Annotated in this window: 20 protein-coding genes; 2 read left to right on the forward strand and 18 right to left on the reverse strand. The window is 40.4% G+C overall.

What is annotated here, in order from left to right:
* Nucleotides 1–126: 126 nt before the first annotated feature.
* A complete protein-coding gene (locus JWQ34_RS06515; protein WP_299355676.1) occupies nucleotides 127–1,302 on the reverse strand; it encodes a hypothetical protein in 1,176 nt (391 codons plus the stop codon).
* Nucleotides 1,303–1,437: 135 nt separating this feature from the next.
* Nucleotides 1,438–1,770: a glycine zipper domain-containing protein gene (locus JWQ34_RS06520; protein ID WP_299355678.1), complete on the reverse strand. Its 333-nt coding sequence runs from the start codon at nucleotides 1,768–1,770 to the stop codon at nucleotides 1,438–1,440.
* Between the two features lie 362 nt (nucleotides 1,771–2,132).
* Between JWQ34_RS06520 and JWQ34_RS06525 the strand changes: the two genes are divergently transcribed.
* A complete protein-coding gene (locus JWQ34_RS06525) occupies nucleotides 2,133–3,392 on the forward strand; it encodes a multidrug effflux MFS transporter (protein ID WP_367278600.1) in 1,260 nt (419 codons plus the stop codon).
* A gap of 93 nt (nucleotides 3,393–3,485) precedes the next feature.
* Here the strand turns inward: JWQ34_RS06525 and JWQ34_RS06530 are convergent, their stop codons facing one another.
* The 8 genes from JWQ34_RS06530 to JWQ34_RS06565 form a co-directional block, all read right to left on the reverse strand.
* On the reverse strand, nucleotides 3,486–4,169 hold the full coding sequence (locus JWQ34_RS06530; RefSeq protein WP_299355683.1) for an ATP-dependent Clp protease proteolytic subunit: 684 nt from the start codon (nucleotides 4,167–4,169) through the stop codon (nucleotides 3,486–3,488).
* A 13-nt stretch (nucleotides 4,170–4,182) separates the two neighbouring features.
* The gene (locus JWQ34_RS06535) at nucleotides 4,183–4,455 is read right to left on the reverse strand and encodes a hypothetical protein (protein ID WP_299355685.1); all 273 of its coding nucleotides are present in this window, start codon (nucleotides 4,453–4,455) and stop codon (nucleotides 4,183–4,185) included.
* Nucleotides 4,436–4,972, reverse strand: coding sequence for a sigma-70 family RNA polymerase sigma factor (locus JWQ34_RS06540; RefSeq protein ID WP_299355686.1), 537 nt, complete (start codon nucleotides 4,970–4,972; stop codon nucleotides 4,436–4,438). Before JWQ34_RS06540 ends, JWQ34_RS06535 begins: the two co-directional genes overlap by 20 nt.
* An 83-nt stretch (nucleotides 4,973–5,055) precedes the next feature.
* A complete protein-coding gene (locus JWQ34_RS06545; protein WP_299355688.1) occupies nucleotides 5,056–5,451 on the reverse strand; it encodes a hypothetical protein in 396 nt (131 codons plus the stop codon).
* A gap of 31 nt (nucleotides 5,452–5,482) precedes the next feature.
* Nucleotides 5,483–5,638 carry a hypothetical protein gene (locus tag JWQ34_RS06550; RefSeq protein ID WP_299355690.1) on the reverse strand — a complete coding sequence of 52 codons (156 nt, stop codon included), beginning with the start codon at nucleotides 5,636–5,638 and terminating at the stop codon, nucleotides 5,483–5,485.
* Nucleotides 5,639–5,826: 188 nt separating this feature from the next.
* Nucleotides 5,827–6,822: an MlaD family protein gene (locus JWQ34_RS06555; RefSeq protein ID WP_299355692.1), complete on the reverse strand. Its 996-nt coding sequence runs from the start codon at nucleotides 6,820–6,822 to the stop codon at nucleotides 5,827–5,829.
* Between the two features lie 21 nt (nucleotides 6,823–6,843).
* A complete protein-coding gene (locus tag JWQ34_RS06560) occupies nucleotides 6,844–7,617 on the reverse strand; it encodes an ABC transporter ATP-binding protein (protein WP_299355694.1) in 774 nt (257 codons plus the stop codon).
* Between the two features lie 9 nt (nucleotides 7,618–7,626).
* Nucleotides 7,627–8,436 (reverse strand): ABC transporter permease, encoded by an 810-nt coding sequence (locus JWQ34_RS06565; RefSeq protein WP_299355696.1) that lies wholly within the window; start codon nucleotides 8,434–8,436, stop codon nucleotides 7,627–7,629.
* Nucleotides 8,437–8,642: 206 nt separating this feature from the next.
* Here JWQ34_RS06565 and JWQ34_RS06570 point away from each other — a divergent pair, with 206 nt between their 5' ends.
* Complete coding sequence (locus tag JWQ34_RS06570) at nucleotides 8,643–8,912, forward strand: hypothetical protein (protein ID WP_299355698.1); 270 nt, start codon at nucleotides 8,643–8,645, stop codon at nucleotides 8,910–8,912.
* 4 nt (nucleotides 8,913–8,916) lie between these two features.
* Here JWQ34_RS06570 and JWQ34_RS06575 read toward each other — a convergent pair whose 3' ends face one another.
* From JWQ34_RS06575 to JWQ34_RS06610, 8 genes are all read right to left on the reverse strand, one after another.
* Nucleotides 8,917–9,621 carry a DsbA family oxidoreductase gene (locus JWQ34_RS06575; protein ID WP_299355700.1) on the reverse strand — a complete coding sequence of 235 codons (705 nt, stop codon included), beginning with the start codon at nucleotides 9,619–9,621 and terminating at the stop codon, nucleotides 8,917–8,919.
* A 126-nt stretch (nucleotides 9,622–9,747) separates the two neighbouring features.
* Nucleotides 9,748–12,075 carry a TonB-dependent receptor gene (locus JWQ34_RS06580; RefSeq protein ID WP_299355702.1) on the reverse strand — a complete coding sequence of 776 codons (2,328 nt, stop codon included), beginning with the start codon at nucleotides 12,073–12,075 and terminating at the stop codon, nucleotides 9,748–9,750.
* Nucleotides 12,076–12,198: 123 nt separating this feature from the next.
* Entirely contained in the window at nucleotides 12,199–12,570 is a 372-nt protein-coding gene (locus tag JWQ34_RS06585; RefSeq protein WP_299355704.1) for a hypothetical protein, read from the reverse strand.
* Nucleotides 12,571–12,726: 156 nt separating this feature from the next.
* Nucleotides 12,727–13,095 (reverse strand): hypothetical protein, encoded by a 369-nt coding sequence (locus JWQ34_RS06590; RefSeq protein ID WP_299355706.1) that lies wholly within the window; start codon nucleotides 13,093–13,095, stop codon nucleotides 12,727–12,729.
* A gap of 27 nt (nucleotides 13,096–13,122) precedes the next feature.
* Complete coding sequence (locus JWQ34_RS06595) at nucleotides 13,123–13,482, reverse strand: hypothetical protein (protein WP_299355708.1); 360 nt, start codon at nucleotides 13,480–13,482, stop codon at nucleotides 13,123–13,125.
* A gap of 61 nt (nucleotides 13,483–13,543) precedes the next feature.
* Nucleotides 13,544–14,446 carry a hypothetical protein gene (locus tag JWQ34_RS06600; RefSeq protein ID WP_299355710.1) on the reverse strand — a complete coding sequence of 301 codons (903 nt, stop codon included), beginning with the start codon at nucleotides 14,444–14,446 and terminating at the stop codon, nucleotides 13,544–13,546.
* 82 nt (nucleotides 14,447–14,528) lie between these two features.
* Nucleotides 14,529–15,527: a fatty acid desaturase gene (locus JWQ34_RS06605; protein ID WP_299355712.1), complete on the reverse strand. Its 999-nt coding sequence runs from the start codon at nucleotides 15,525–15,527 to the stop codon at nucleotides 14,529–14,531.
* Between the two features lie 105 nt (nucleotides 15,528–15,632).
* On the reverse strand, nucleotides 15,633–16,622 hold the full coding sequence (locus tag JWQ34_RS06610; RefSeq protein WP_299355714.1) for a YncE family protein: 990 nt from the start codon (nucleotides 16,620–16,622) through the stop codon (nucleotides 15,633–15,635).
* Nucleotides 16,623–16,627 lie beyond the last annotated feature (5 nt).

Genomic DNA, 16,627 nt, shown 5'->3' on the forward strand with positions numbered 1-16,627 from the left:
CTCGGTTGTTATAAATCAAATATAGTTTATATATTTTATTTTTATATGGTAAACGGTAACAAAATGACAATAATTTTATTAAAAGAGTAATTTATTGCCCTGTAGTGATTACAGGGCACTTTTTTATTAAAATGTTTCGCCCAGATTTAACAAAAAAGCCGAATAATTTTTACTCAATGCATAGTCAATACCAATATTAGTGTCTGATTTCTTGTTGAATTTAATACGCAGGCCTACCCCGGTGGCAGGGTTCCAGTACGTAAACCGCCTTGACGTTTGCTGACTGGCCGAGTTGATATTGGCAAAAGCGACAAAGCCAAACAAACCGTTGTCGGTAATGTCGCACCGGTACTCGGTTTCTAAATAAATTAAACTTTCGCCACGGTAACGGCTCTGTTCAATACCACGGCCCGAGCGTTGATAAGGATCCATACCAATTGATGGCAGGTTAAAATATGGCGTGCCTGATGAAAGCGAGGTCCAGTAATACGTCCAGAAAGCCAGCATGTTTTTTGGTCCGGATTGAGATAGCGACAGATATTTTCTGACATCAACATATAATGATTGCCAGTTATCATTACTGCCCAAAGCAGCAGCACTATACCTATAAATAACATTGCCATACCACCCGGGCAATGGGTTGATGGAGTTGTTACGGGTATCATACAATAAATTAATACTAGGGCCCGATGAAAATGAGTTTTGATTAGCCTTGGTACCAAATTTATAGTTGGTAAACTGGCTCAATGTTTTTTGGGTGCCATCGCTTTCAACACCAATATAGTAGTCTAAATTATAGCCAATACCAGCAAAAAAATAAGATGTTATACGTTTAAGCGCGCTTTGGTAAAAGCGTACATAAACATAATCAACCAAAAATTTATTATCCGATTGCTGCCCGCCACCTAAACCCCAGGTGTATTGCGGATATACCAATACACGGGTATCGCCTTTGATGTTATAGGAATTATCTTTTAACCAAAAGCTTGAACTTATGGGTAATCCATACCGCCCTTTGAAATTAAAATAGGGCGTAAAATTTATGGAGGATAAATAGGTGGTACGTTTATCGCCTAAATAAAAACCGGCTGTAGTTGATGTAATAAGCGCTCTGCCTGCCCCTACCCCATTTGTAGATATAGGCAGGAAAGAAAAATAAATCTTCTTTTTTTCGCTGGCCGATATCGGGCGCGATTTAAAATGAAAAATTGATCCGGCAATATCTATCAAGTCTCTTTTTTCTAGCGTATCAATAGGGCGGTATTTTACAGAACTGCTATCGTTCTGGGCTAATAGCAACACGGGTAAGAGACAAAAATAAACTGCAAGTAAACCTTTTACCATCAAACGATAATGTGCTTAAAGAGTTTTCAATATACTAAAAAAACAGAAGGCCCGTAACAGTAAGTTACAGGCCCTCAACAAAAAAAACAAAAGTTAGTATTTTCTTTTTTGATACACGTACGCATTTGGGTAATGACCATGTCTTTGATAATAAGCTGCTCTATAAGCTGCTAACCTTTTTTTCTCTTTATGTTTGCGTGTTTCGTTACCAATAATGTAACCACCACCTGCACCAACCGCGCCGCCTATTAAGGCACCCCCAACATTATGGCCAATAATACCACCAACTATGGCACCACCTGCTCCTCCAATTATAGCGCCTTTGCCCTGATCGCTTATGCCTTTATGTTCTTGCGCATGTGCAAAATTCCCGGTTGACAATAAAACCGCAGTAAATATACCGGTGTATAATAATAACTTTTTCATGATGTTGTATTTGTAAATAAATTTAGTTGTTTGGTGTAAGTCAAATAGTAAGCCAAAAAGCATATTTGTTAAAATAATTATTGCACTTTCTACATAAAATAAATCTGCTTAATGCGCCGTAGGAGCTATCTGTTTGTAGAAAACAGTTAGAATTGAGTTTTTTCCTCGTAGAGGCTACCTTTAAACAGTTGAGGCAAATATTAGGGTTGCACCTGCGGAGCAATTTATTTTTTTTTAACCTACTACAAACAGATAGCGTCTACGGAGCATACTGTATATTTTAATAGTCATTTAGGTAAATAATTACTAAAATATTACCCGGGTTATACATGCGCTTAATATAGAAAAGCGATCTTTGCCGAATTACGGGGTATCAATCCCTTTTTATTTTTATGACTAAACAACGTTATTTCTTTACTGTACTTATACTAGGTTCGCTTACTGCTTTAGGGCCATTTTCAATTGACATGTATTTGCCCGGTTTCCCGGCTATTGCTAAATCTTTACATACTACTACGGCGCAAGTCTCTATATCCTTATCCAGTTTTTTTGTGGGATTGGCAGCAGGGCAGTTACTGTACGGACCTTTATTAGATAGGTTTGGACGCAAAAAACCATTATATGTTGGTTTGGTATTATACATCATAGCATCGGCAGGTTGTTATTTTGCTACTAGTATTGAAACCTTAATTATACTGCGCTTTATACAGGCTATAGGCGCCTGTGCGGCGGGTGTAGCTTCCATGGCTATGGTGCGCGATATTTTCCCGCTGGAAGAAAATGCTAAGATATTTGCTTTGCTGATATTGATCCTCGGTGCATCGCCTATGATAGCACCTACGGTTGGCGGCTATGTTACCGTGGCATTTGGCTGGCATTTAATATTTGTGATATTAGGAATAATGGCGCTGTTGATATTACTTACCGTAATATTCTTTTTGCCCGAAAGTTATAAGGCCGATCCGTCTTACTCGCTAAAACCCAAGCCTATTATTAACAGTTTTTTACAGGTAATTAAAGAGCCGCAATTTTACACTTACGCCTTTGCAGGTGCTTTTGCTTTTGCCGGCTTGTTTGTATATGTTTCGGCATCGCCGATAGTATTTATGGAGGTTTTTAAAGTAAGCGCAAAAACTTACGGATGGATCTTTGCCACATTGTCTGTAGGTTTTATTGGCTCGAGCCAGGTTAATAACCTGCTGTTAAAAAAGTTTAAAAGCGAGCAGATCATCAGGGTATCGTTAAGCATACAAGTTATTACCGCGTTAGTGTTTTTAATAGGCAGCATATATGGTTGGTTTGGCTTAGGCGGAACTATAGGTATGATATTCGTCCTTTTGTGTTGTGTAGGTATTACCAGTCCCAACGCTTCAGCATTATCATTGGCACCGTTCGAGAAAAACGCCGGCACTGCTTCGGCTTTACTAGGCGCTTTGCAGTTAGGTTTAGGCGCGCTGGCTACTTTTGGAGTGAGTGTATTTAACAGCCAGTCTGCCATTCCAATGGCAGGTATTATGGAATCGACAGCCGTTATTGGCCTGCTGATATTATTAATTGGCGCTTCGCGGATAAAGAATAAGGTGGATGTGAGTAGTACTGCTTCGGCCGGGATGGCGCATTAATGAATCACAGATTAAAAAGATAAGCTGATTAAACGATTATTCGGCGTATTTGCTAAATTAATCTAATCTGTTTAATCTGTGATTCAGACTATTTTACGTCAACACCTCATCAATTACCCCAAACTCTTTAGCTTCGCTGGCTATCATCCAGTGGTCGCGGTCGCATACCTCATGTACTTTCTGGTAATCCTGCCCGCTGTGTTTGGCAATGATGTCGGTCAATTCTTTTTTTACTTTTAGTACCTGGATGGCTGTTATTTCAATATCAGATGCCTGGCCTTGCACTCCGCCTAATGGCTGGTGCAGCATTACCCGCGAATGTGCCAGTGCACTCCGCTTACCCGCCGCCCCGCCGCATAATAATACCGCACCGAAGGATAGCGCCATGCCCGTACAAATAGTCGCCACGTCCGGGCTTATCAGTTGCATGGTATCATAAATGCCAAACCCGGCATACACCTCACCACCCGGCGAGTTGATGTACATGTGGATGTCTTTCTTAGCATCGGTTGATTGCAGGAACAGCAATTGCGCCTGCACAATGTTGGCGATATTAGCTTCAACGGGTGCGCCCATAAATATAATACGGTCCATCATCAGCCTGGAGAATACATCCATTTGCGATACCCGCATTTCGCGTTCCTCGGTAATGTAAGGCGTCATGGCAACGGGAATGCTGCCCCTTTCAATACTCGAAATATAATTATCTACCCGGTCGCTTTGGACATGGCAATGCCCCACCGCAAATTTGCGGAACTCTTTTTTGTCGATATTCATAATGTTTAGTGGTTTATTGTTTACTAAAAAGCAGCCTTATTCTTCGAGCGAAACTGATATACTCTGGCTGTGTAAACAGTGTATGATGAATGATTTCTATTTCTTTTTTTAATTGACGACGGCCAAATTGCTGTATGATACCATAAGTTTTTTGCTGCCATATTACTTTATTGGTAAGGTCGTTATCCAGCATAAGCTTTGCCTCAAATACCAAAGCATCGCCGGTGTTGGCGGTGCCCAATAAATGAGCTTCTATCTGTTTAGTTTCATTCCATGAAGTCGTCATACACCAATGCTTTTTGTTTAATGGTTTCTCTTACTTTTTCCAAACATTTATACTTCTGCACGGTGGCTGATCGGACACCCGAGTAGCCAAATTCATCGGCTATTTCGGCCAAGGATAGCTGATCATAATAAAATCCTTTTAACAACTCCATACACTTTTTGCCTGCGGTTTCTAAAAAGCGCATCAGGCGGCTGTTTGATGGAGTTCCCTGTTCCTCATCAAACGCCACATCAATATTATTCAGCGGGATGTTTTGGTTGCTTTCACGATATCTTTTTATCCATAAATGTTTGGCCGTACCAACCAGGTAAGCGGTATCATTATTTAAGGTTGATGAGGTCGCTAAACTCTTCTCATAATAAATAACCAGCGCATCCTGGAAAACATCTTTAGCTTCATCAAAGCTGCCACCCATGCGGCTGATGTATTTAGCAACCACCGGGAAGGCTTTTTTATACAAAGCAATAAAAAGCTCTTGCCGCTGTGCTGATCTGTTTTGATTATTGATACCGGGCATAATATGTCTTTTTATAGATATGTGCTGATTATGGGGTAAGTATCACCTTATTTTAAAAATTAACCACTGCCAACTAAAACAGCCTACTGCTTAGCCGCTGTTACTTCCGATCCATCAGTACCTTTTGTCGAGAATATTAATTGCTTATCCTGCAAATCCTCTATATAAAACGGAAATTCTCTTGTCTTGCCATCCGCTAAGATCTCTTTGTATTGGATATTGCGGCCATCGATTTTAAAAGTGCCATGCGATAAGACCCAGCCATCCCAATTAATAATGAGACTATCTGTATTGGTAAATTCAATATACGGTTTTTCCAGCTGTAGGGTAGTGGTGCTAACGCTATCACGCGAGTCGGAGTTAGGATGTCGAACCTTTATGTATTTCCATTTACCGTAAAGACTTTCGGGCGATACCGCAGGTTTGCAGGCAGCGAACGATAGAATGATTAATAACGTTGGTAAAAGGAATCTTTTCATATTGAATAATTGATTCCACTAAATTATAAAGTTACCCGCGCTTTTTTTGTCCTTCCTTTAAATTCTTTTCAGCCTGCTTAACTTCATCCTTCTCGCTTAAAGGGAAATCGGTTTTGATTTCCTCGTGGGCCTTGGATGATGTTTTTTTAGTGCCGGAATTAGTAGTTGTTGGTTTCGCGGTTTTCATGAGCTGTTGATTTAATGTTGCAGATTTGAGTAGTCTGCATTAATTAAACTTATGAAAGTGGAAAGTGTTTGAATGAAGATGATTTACTCGATCCAATAATATCAGTAATATAGCGAGAGATCTATACATAAATAGTTTGCTTTGCGCGTGTATAGATTTCTCGCTATTGCTCGAAATGACAGAAAGGCCTATTGCTTACCTGCCTTCTTCAAGCTATCCGCCTTAGCCTTAGCTCTGTCCTTAAAAAAGCCCTTCAAGAAAAAGTTATGTTGCGCAGCTTCCAGATCCTCATTTAACTTGATAGACCCCTGTTGTAAATTCTGTATAGTGCTTTGTATTTGCGCCGCAGCTTTTGGGTCGTTCAATAAAACACCAACGGCGTTATCTGTACGATTAAATTTATCGCTGGCTCTTTTCAGGTTATCTGTAGCATCCGTAGTATTGGCTGCTGCTTGTTTAAGCTGATTGGCGGCTGCTTTTATACTGGCAAATGTTGCGGTATCAGTCAATAATTTATCAGCCAAACCGCCTTTGGTGTTCATCTTACCACTAAACTTTTCTAACTGTGAAGATAACTGTGCAGCATTGGCACTGGCTTTTTCGAAATTGCTCATGGCGTTTCTAAACTGTACACCAACTGTGCTATCGGCCATTAAAGTACCTACGGTACCTTTACCCTGTAATATTTTACGGCTCAGTAATTTAAAGTCGCCGGTTATTGATAGTAAATTTTGATTGTTTTGCTGTAACACCTTTAACATATCATCTGTAGATGTTAGTTTTTCGGTTTGTAAAACATCGCCATCCTGCACAATAGGTGCCTGCGGACTGCCACCATCAATCACTATAATTTTATTACCAATTAACCCGTCAGACCCGATATGGACACCCGCGTTACGATGCACAAATTGCTGGGTGGCTTCATCAATACTCATACGTACATCAACCTGGCCGGGGCCAATAAAATGTATTTTGCTGATACTGCCCACCTTAACGCCCGAGAACCAAACACTGTTACCTGTTTTTAATCCCGATACGTCATCAAATACCGCGCTGATATGTATGCTTTTTGAAAAGCTTTTTGACTGGCTTCCCAACGTGAAAACGCCAACAATAAATACAATTAAGCCGATGGCTAAAAATAGCCCTACTATTATTGCGCGTTTATTTTCTGCTTTATCCATTGTAATTAATGCTGTGTAAATCTATCGTATAAAATTGTAATCAAAAAACGGTTTTACCCGTTCGTCCATCGTATCAAAAACCTCGTCAAAAGTACCCTGGCGTTGAAATTGGCCGTCTAACAGCATGGCTATCCTGTCGCCGGTTTGTTTGGCACAAGTCAAATCATGTGTAATAATGATGGACGATGTTTTATATTTTTGCTGAACTTCGTTGATCAGCTCATTTATCTCAATACAGGTAATAGGGTCAAGGCCGGCTGTAGGTTCATCATACAACATAATCTCGGGGTTCAATATCAATGTACGGGCAATACCAATACGTTTACGCTGCCCCCCCGACAGTTCGGACGGCATTTGATTAATAGTTTGGCTTAAACCCACTGCATCCAGTACGCTTTCAACAGCGTCATTAATTTCCGCTCGTGTTATATCTTTGCGGTTACGCACCAACGGAAACTCCAGATTTTGGCGCACGGTCATACTATCGTACAAGGCACTGTTCTGGAACGAGAAGCCAATACGTATGCGTAATTCCTGCATTTCCCTGTCGGATATTTTATTGATATCCTGACCAAATACCGTAATTACCCCTTTATCAGAATGTAATAAGCCCGAAATAATTTTTATCAATACAGATTTACCAGTACCAGAACGGCCAAGCACCACCAGGTTTTCGCCCTGGTAAAGCTCCAGATCAATACCGCGCAATACATCATAATCATCGAAAGATTTTTCTAATCCTTTAATGGTTATAACCGCGTTATTGTAATCAATTGGTGCCTTTGGCTTATCCATAATTTATAATTAGCGAAACCAGCTGGTTATCTGCACTATAACAATTTCTTCAATAAATATTAAAAACATGGCCGTTACCACCGCGCCGTTAGCCGCTTTACCCACACCCTCTGTACCTTTTGTTGAATTATACCCCTGGTAACTACCCACAATACCTATAGTAAATCCAAACACGATGGATTTAATAAGCGATGATGTGAAATCTGTAAAAGTTAACGGGTCAAACACCTGCTGCATGTAAGTGCTGAAGCTGGTGCCCTCGTTAGTAGCAACGTTTACATAACCGCCCAATATGGCTATAAAACCGGTATAGGTAGCTAAAATGGGTACGGTAAGGGTGGTAGCCAAAACGCGGGTACATACCAAAAATTTAAATGGTTTGGTACCCGATACTTCCATGGCATCAATTTGTTCGGTTACACGCATGGAGCCTAGTTCGGCACCAATGCTTGAACCTACCTTGCCGGCCGCTATAAGCGCTGTTACCAAAGGTGCCAGCGCACGCATTATAGCTATAGATACCAATGATGGTAACCACGATGTCGCACCAAACTGACCCAATGACGGGCGTGACTGCTTGGTAAATATTAAGCCTACTATAAACCCGGTTAATGATATTAAGGTAAATGAGCGCACACCGACCTCATAACATTGCCTCACAATTTCTTTAAACTCGAAAGGTGGCATAAACGCCTCCTTAAAAAACCGGAGAATGAACTTGTGTATATCATAAAGACTTACAAAAAAAGTATTGATCTTGCCTTTGGGCTTTGTGGCCTTTTTTTTAAGTTGAAGAGCAGTGCTGTTTTTAGTATCCATTAATGTGGCAAAGGTATTACTTATGCAAGATATTTCCTGACTATTTTATACAAAAAGTTAATAAACCTGTTTATTGTAGCTAAATATTAATCAAATGATTAATAAGACAAATGTACAGTAGTTTATGTTACGGGAAAGTCAAAAAATGATGAAGCCCTTAAAACCATTGGTGTATTTATTCCTTTTAAAGGATAAGAACAACTGCTATGAACTTGTATCAACAAAAATGGTTGGATATACTACAACATGCTAACCTGCCAGGCTGGGAAATAAAAGCTTTAGATGATGGTATTTATATAGAAATGCCTCACGTAACAGACCTTAAACTGATAAGAGATAACCTGCCCGAAACCCTGGGCACAATGTCATTAGATATTAAAGTGCCCAGATCGCGCCTGAAGTTTCATTTCCATAATGGGTATGAAGACTTCGAGTATATTTTAAACCCTAATGATGACGATTTGAATGAAGGATGACTAACTAGCAATCCCCGCCAACCTCACAACTATCACCTTCTATAACATCAAGTGTGGTTTGTTTATTGGTTGTTGCCCATTCGCTGTATGATTTTTCTAATGTCTGTAAAAAGGTGGGTACTGCCTGTGCGCCTGACACGCCATATTTATTATCCATCACAAAAAACGGAACGCCGCGTACGCCCAATTGCTGTGCCTGTGCAATGTCCTGTTGTACGTTAATGGCAAATTTATTACCCGCTAAAGTATGATGAACTTCGGCTTTGTCTAAGCCAATACTTTCTCCTAGTTCGGCCAGGGTATCATGGTCGGCAATGTTCTTGCCTTTGGTAAAGTAGGCGTTAAACAGGGCTTCTTCGGCTTCATCGCCCAGGCCATTTTGTTTGGCTAAATGTGCAAAACGGTGCGCATCGAAACTGTTAGCTACAATGGCTTTATCAAAATCATAGGTTAAACCAACTTCGGCGGCCATTTCTGTTACCTGGTTGTTTAACTGTTTAGCATGATCTATGGTTATACCTTTTATATCAGCAAGGTACTGGTTAATATTTATTGAAGTATCGGTTACCAGGTTAGGATTAAGCTGGAAGCTTTTCCATTCTATCTCCACATCAGCCTTATGGTCAAACTGATCTAAAGCCTGCTCAAACCTGCGTTTGCCAATGTAGCAAAACGGGCACATAACGTCACTCCAAATTTGTATTTTCATATTGCAAAGTTACCACACCAATATAAGACCAGCGTAAGCGCAAAGTAAAATTGGTGAATGGTATTCGTTGTATCATAGTAAGCGGCCCAGGGCCACATGGACATACCTGGACCACTTGGCACATTATTATTGCTTTGCAAATGAATAACTAATTCCCAAAGTAATAGTGCGCGGCGGCCCGGCATCATACGTATCACCGTATTGATTGCTGGTTACAGTAGTGGCGTATAACTTATTGGTTAAGTTTAACACGTTGAACCAAATACCCGCTCCTTTTATCACATCGCTTTTAAAATCATAACCTAAACGCAGATTGTAAATATTATAACCCGAATAAGTTTTGGTATTGGCCGGGTTGGTAAAATATTGGTCAATATGCTGCCATTCTCCCCCCACCCTAAAACCGGGGAAATAGGTTGGCTTGTAAGTTAACTCAGAGCCCGCGATCCAGGCAGGAGCATTATTCATGCGTTTGCTGTTATAGCTAATACTATAGCTGGTATTGGTAACATAGTTGGTAGCCACCTCGCTGTAATCAACATACGTATGTTTGGCATTGGTGCCGTTAAACCTAAAACTTAAATCGCTAACCGGGGCATAGGTTATTGCATATTCAATACCACGGTGGCGGGTAGCACCCGCGTTTTGGTTTTGAGTGGTATTGTCAGGCTGTAACTGGTTGATGATCTCATTATGGCCCTCCATATCATACAGACTTACTTCTACATACATCTTTTTGTCAAATGCCGATAACCAGCCGCCAACCTCGTAATTATTAAACGTGGCTTGTTTAAGCGGAGTTAATTGCCTTGAACTATACAGATCGCCGGTTTCGGGTGGTTGAAAGCCTACGCTATAGTTGGCGTAAAAGCCTTTGTTCCCACCCAAATAATAAGTTAAACCCAGTTTGGGGGCGATGATGTTAAAATCATTAGTTTCCTGTTGTTTGTATTTGGTGCCGCTTGTTAGGGCGTTGGTAAAGTTATAATGTACATGGTCATAACGCAAGCCCATCACAACGCGCAAAGGCTCAACTGGATTTATTTCATATTGGGTATAAGCGGCGGTATTAAATAGTTTGATGCGATAGTTATCAATATAAGTACCTGTATTGGTAAACGATGTATAATAGTTATCAGCCACATCTTTAGTGATATTTAAAAACTGCGCATAGTAAGAGCTAGGACTATCATCCAAATAAATACCCGCTATTAAACGCGATTTTAAAAAAGTAAAATTGGCCCGATGCTGCGCTAAAAGCCCATAGCTGGTAAATTTTTGGTCGTTAACCTGTCCACTACTGCTTTGGTAAATGCCTGTGCTGCTTCTAACATCAGCAATAAAATAACTGGGTAATTGCGCAGTCGAGTTATCCCTGAAAAATGCGGTAAAAAAGGTGCTGTTCTTGTCGTTCCAGTTATGCTCTACTTTAACACAGGCTCTAAATGCTTCTACTTTACGATAGGTAAAGCGCTGGTTGCTGCCGTAACTTTTATTATAGAAATGCGTGCTATCTAAACTGCCCGGCGTTTGGGTGTTTAAATAGTTATAGGCAGCGGTAGCGGTTAATTTGGTGCGATCATCCATTGCATAAGCTGTTTTAAAGTTGACAGAATATTTATCAAAATCAGAATAATCCTGCCAGCTATTTTTTTGGTGGGCGATGTACCCCCCTGCGTATAAACCAAACTTGCCCGATGTAAAACCACCATCAGCATCAACCCGGCGATAATTATAGTTATCGCCTTGTATAGACAAATTACCGGCATACCCGGCAGGCGGGCCTTGTGTGATAAAGTTAATAGCCCCGCCAATAGCGTTACTGCCATAAAGCGATGACGCCGGGCCTTTAATAACCTCAATATCCTTCACGCCACTCATATTGATCTCATATAACGAGTTATGATTAAAAATGCCGGTAGGGCGTATGGGCACGCCGTCTTCCATATATAAATACAGCGCGTTGTAAGTTATAGGCTGGCGTATAGCCATAGTATGCTGCTCGTTACCTAAGTTAACCATGTAAACGCCTGCAACCTTATTTAATAGCTGGTACAGGGCGGTGGCTTTTGTATCTTTTATTTGGGTCGAATTGATCTTGCTGATAGCAATAGGCGCATCCTGCCTTGCCTGGCCCTCGCGATTGGCCGACACTACTACCGGCTGCAGATCAACGGACGAAGGATCTAATTCGATATTCAGTTTATCAGCATTGCTAAGGTTGATAGTTTTGGTGGTATAACCCATCATCACAACGCTAATTGTTTGTATGCCTGCGGCGATGCTGAATTGGCCGCTTGCATTGGTTTGGGTTAGGCGATGATTCGCCTGATTGATAGATACATTAGCCAGTGGCTCATGCGTGATGGCATCGGTTACGGTGCCGGTTATAGTTTGGCTAAATGCGGTTGTTGCAAATAAGTTCAGCAAAAAATATATATAATATTTTTTCATGTAAGTATATAAGGTGGAAAGTTGCCTTCCGGGTTAAGAAAACAGTGGGTAGCAGGCGCCAATATATAAAAGCACCACATCTATGTTATTTGACGATAGATGAGCAATAAAACCTGTGGAAACTTAACCTATTTGCGGAGGGCGAAATACAGCGCCGGTAAAAGCCAGGTTAGCAGGGCTATGATAAGGCGTTGAAATAGTACGCAGTAAACGCGTGTGGAACTTTATGGTAGTAGATGATAAGAAAAATACTTCCTGGAAAAGATTTTTTTGCGATTGGCGCGAGTCGTTCTTTTCAGATTCCTGCGCGGCTTTTATCTTTTTCATGAAGTAGCAATGGCCATTACAATGCAGCCAGGGCTTATTTATGTTTTCGCAAAGTTTGGTGGCGATATAGTTTTTGTTTAGCTCAAATCCCGCGTAAACAAAGTATCGCGAGAAATTTGTCGAAACCAACGCAACCAATAATAATATGGCGGTAAACCTTTTGAGCATGCTGCCCCAAAGGTAGTTGCTGGGTGGGGGAAAAGCAAGGAGGGTGTGGTTTAAAAATAAAAGAGGGTGTCATGCTGAGCCCCGTCGAAGCATGCGGGCGAGCCTTTATGCTCACCCTTCGAGGGCCGCAGGGTGACACCCCTGTTTTAGCGTGGTTTATTTAACAACTACTCTTTTAAGTGTAGCGTGCAATTTTTGGCCATCAAGATCGGCAACTACTGTGACAGAATCACCATAAAATTTACCAACGTTTGGCACCGGATTGTCGTTTACATCAACCTTAAAAGTAAAATCTTTATCGCTGCTGATCTTGCCATCATAAATAGGCAGCTCGCCTTGTGGTGATAAAACAGAGCCTGTTATTTTTTGGCCATCAACCTTAAAATTATAAGTAAGCGGGAATTCATTACCGTCAGCCATTTTTACACTGCCTTTCCATTTTCCGGTTAAATCAGTAATAGCGGCAGCAAAGCAAATTAGTACGCTGCATAACAATAAGGCAGCAGTCAGGATATTTCTTTTCATGATGTTAATATGTTTTATTGTAAATAATTATTTGTCAGATCTGATTAATTTCAGGTGCATTTTGCGGCCATTAAAATCGCTGTTTATAACGGTCGAGTCGCCATAATATTTGCCGGTATTAGGTATTACATTATCATTTATAGTGATGTTGAATGTAAAATCACTGCCTTTTACTTTGCCTTCGGTTAAAGGTATCTCGCCACGTTCTGATATCACAGAGCCGGATAGCTTCTCGCCATCAACTTTAAAGACGTAGGTAAGCGGCAATTCGTTACCATCGCTCATCTTTAAAACGCCTTTCCATTTGCCGCTTAATTCGGCAATAGCTGCAAAACAAATAAGCACGCTACATAACAACACAATAGTTGCTAAAAATTTTCTTTTCATAATTGGGGTTTATATTCTCCTAAAAGTAAAACTTTTATTTTAATAAATGCAACCGCAATATTTAAGGAGTTTGGTAGTAGTAGATAGGCGCATATACGCCCTCGCTGGTGGTATAGTACCCTTTGCCATCAGCTGTAAAGCCAATAGCTTCGCCCTGTTTTTCCTGTTGATAGTTTGGTTCTTCAGGTTTTCCCAACATGGTTTGCCAAATAGGTTCTTTGCCGTTGCGTTTCCAGTAATAAATTTTTTCGTAGCTCTTTAACAATACTTGTGTGCCGTCTTTTGATATATCACCGGCGGTTATCCATTTAAAGGGTTTAAAACCTTTAAAAAATAATTTGCCGCGACGGGTCATAGTCACCGTATCATTAGCTTTAAAAGCCAGGGGAGTAGTATAAATACTAACCGTATCAGATCTTTTTGATACAATGTAGATCAGTTTTTGTATGGGATCGACCATTAAAGCTTCCGAGTCTTTAGGGCCGTCAGGGTATTTCAAGTGCAGTGGAACAGCGTCTGCTTTTGATGTTACACTATTTATCCATGAAGCCTGCTCTGCCATGCGATAAATGGTGATGTATTTACGGTTGGCTGGATTATCGCCAATATCACCCATGTAAACGTAAGTTTTTTTGCTGTCAGGGCCCGGGCCGACTGCTATATCTTCGCAATCTAAAGCACCGCCTTTAATGGTAGGGTCGCCTGTAAAATCTATGGTGCTTAATAATTTCCCTTCCGGATTTATAGCAAAAAAGCGACTGCTGTCGCCGCTATCATTATGTACATAGTAAACATCCTTGTTAATACCCGATGCGGCAATACCCGATATTTCGTCCATCATCTTATCCTGCAAATGGCCGGTTAAAACAATTTCAGTGCTGATGAATCTATGCCTGGCATAGGCCCCTAAAAACAAAAGGAACACAATAGGCAAAAGGATATTTAATTTCTTAGTGGTACTCATTAAGGTATTAAAACGTGGGCAAATTTACTTAAATTGTATTGTAACAAAAAAAGAGCCCTTTTTTGAGAGCCCTTTTTAATATCTACGCGGTCAATTCCACATCTGGTTTCGAAACATCTGTCAAGGCTACTTTACCCCTTTCTTTTCTTAGTATGCGGTTAAATAATGATATCTCTTTATCAAACAAGAACCTAAAAAACAGTTTGGTCCATGATTTATGGTAGAACAAGGTATCATAATACGCAGGAGCGGTTTTCTTTATCTCGGGCAATTTGTTCCATGGGATAGAAGGGAAATCATGGTGCTCATTATGGAAGCCTACGTTAAAAGCCACCAGGTTTAAGCCACCGTAATAGCTATAAGTTTCTTGCTCAACACTATGGGTTAAGTAATGCTCTTGCACCCAACGTGCGCCCAGTGGGTGTAAACCAACCGAGAATGAGAAACTCAACAATAAAAACGCTAACGAATGCCAGCCCAGAAAATAATAAATAGCGCCTGTAAAAACTACCTGTACTAATAGGTTAGCCACTATCCAGATATCAAATGTTTGGATCTCTCTTAATCTTGATAAACGGAAAACCTGGAAAAGCGGATAAAATAACAACCACAAGGCTTTACCCAAAAATGAATTGTTAATCAGCTTTGCTTCCCATTTATTAGGCAGGTCGGCATCCAGCTCATGAACACCCTGAAAAGAGTGGTGCTTTATATGGTAACGCTCGAACGATATAGAGCTTGGAAAAATTTGCGGCATATTAGCCAACATACCTGCCCAACGGTTAGCCGAACGGTTTTTGAAAAGCAGTTGGTGTGCGCACTCATGTATCATTACAAACAACGCGTGGTCTGCAAAGGCACCTAGTAAATAAGCAGCACCAAATATTAACCACCATGACTGATCACGAAGAAACCAGGCCAAAACTAACTGAAATGCCACCAGGCCAATTATAGCAAATATGGTATTCGGGTTTTTGCCTATAAGATTCCGTAAATTAGGAAACTCCTTTAAAATTTTTTTGGTACGTACACGATGAGGTTCTGAAACCTCCGAATAAACAAAATCCGTTCTTTTAGTCATAAAATTTATAAAAAATCTTTAATTTAAGTTAGATAAGGGGGGATGATTATATAACTCAATTCTTCAAAAATAATTATAAAAATTTAAATATTAGTTATAAAACTGTTATTGTTGTTTATAAACCAATACCTTGAAAGAGTTAGGTAATGCCTTACGTGTACCCGGCTCAAAATTAACTACGCTTAAATAAATTTTATGCGTTTTGCTATCTAAGGCTAATGTTTTTGCGCGGTTTTGAGTAGCTAAGGTTTGTATAACACTATATTTATCGGCAGACTCCTGTTTGATAATGGTAGTTGTTCCGTCACCGTTTGAACAGAATATCAGTTTGGTTTCAGCATCATAAGCAACAGCATCAACCCCTGCACCAATAGGTACGGTTGCCACTACTTTACCGGTAGTAATATCTATTACAACCATGCTGTTGTTTTCGCGCGATACAGAAAATGTGCGTTTGTTTTTTTCATCTAAAGCAATGCCGGTTGGTGCGCCCTTTGGTGCCAGCGGATAATTTTTGATCACCTTTAAAGTTTTGGTATCAATAACGTTAAGGCTGTTTTTATCCTCCAGGTTATTATATATTTTCCCTTTGCCATCGCTCACGGCAAATTCGGGTGCGCCACCTAAGGCAATGGTGCCAACTTGTTTAAGTGTATTTGGATTTACTACTGATGAGTTATTGCTATCGCCATTAAAGGTATAAACCCGGTCTGAGAATGAATCGTACATAATAGCATCCGCGCCTTTAGAATCAAGCGGAACAGATCCAACTGTTTTCAAAGTCTTCAGATCAAATGCAACCACCTGATTTGCACGGCCATCGCTTATAAAACCCAAATTTGCTTTATTATCAATAGCTATACCATGAATACCTTTCAGATTTTCTATTACGCCAACCTGTTTTTCGGTAGCCAGGTCAACAACGTTAACCATTGTACCATGCGATACATATAAACGGTTGTTTACCTTGTCGATAGACAGGTAATCATAGCCACCTTCTCCGGTTAGGGGGATGGTTTTATCTAAAACATAGGTTTGTGCAAAGGTTGCACCACCAATAAGTAATGCGGCAATAGTTAAAAGCGACTTTTTCATTTGAT

The sequence above is a fragment of the Mucilaginibacter sp. genome (genome assembly GCF_028288185.1).
Taxonomy (GTDB): domain Bacteria; phylum Bacteroidota; class Bacteroidia; order Sphingobacteriales; family Sphingobacteriaceae; genus Mucilaginibacter.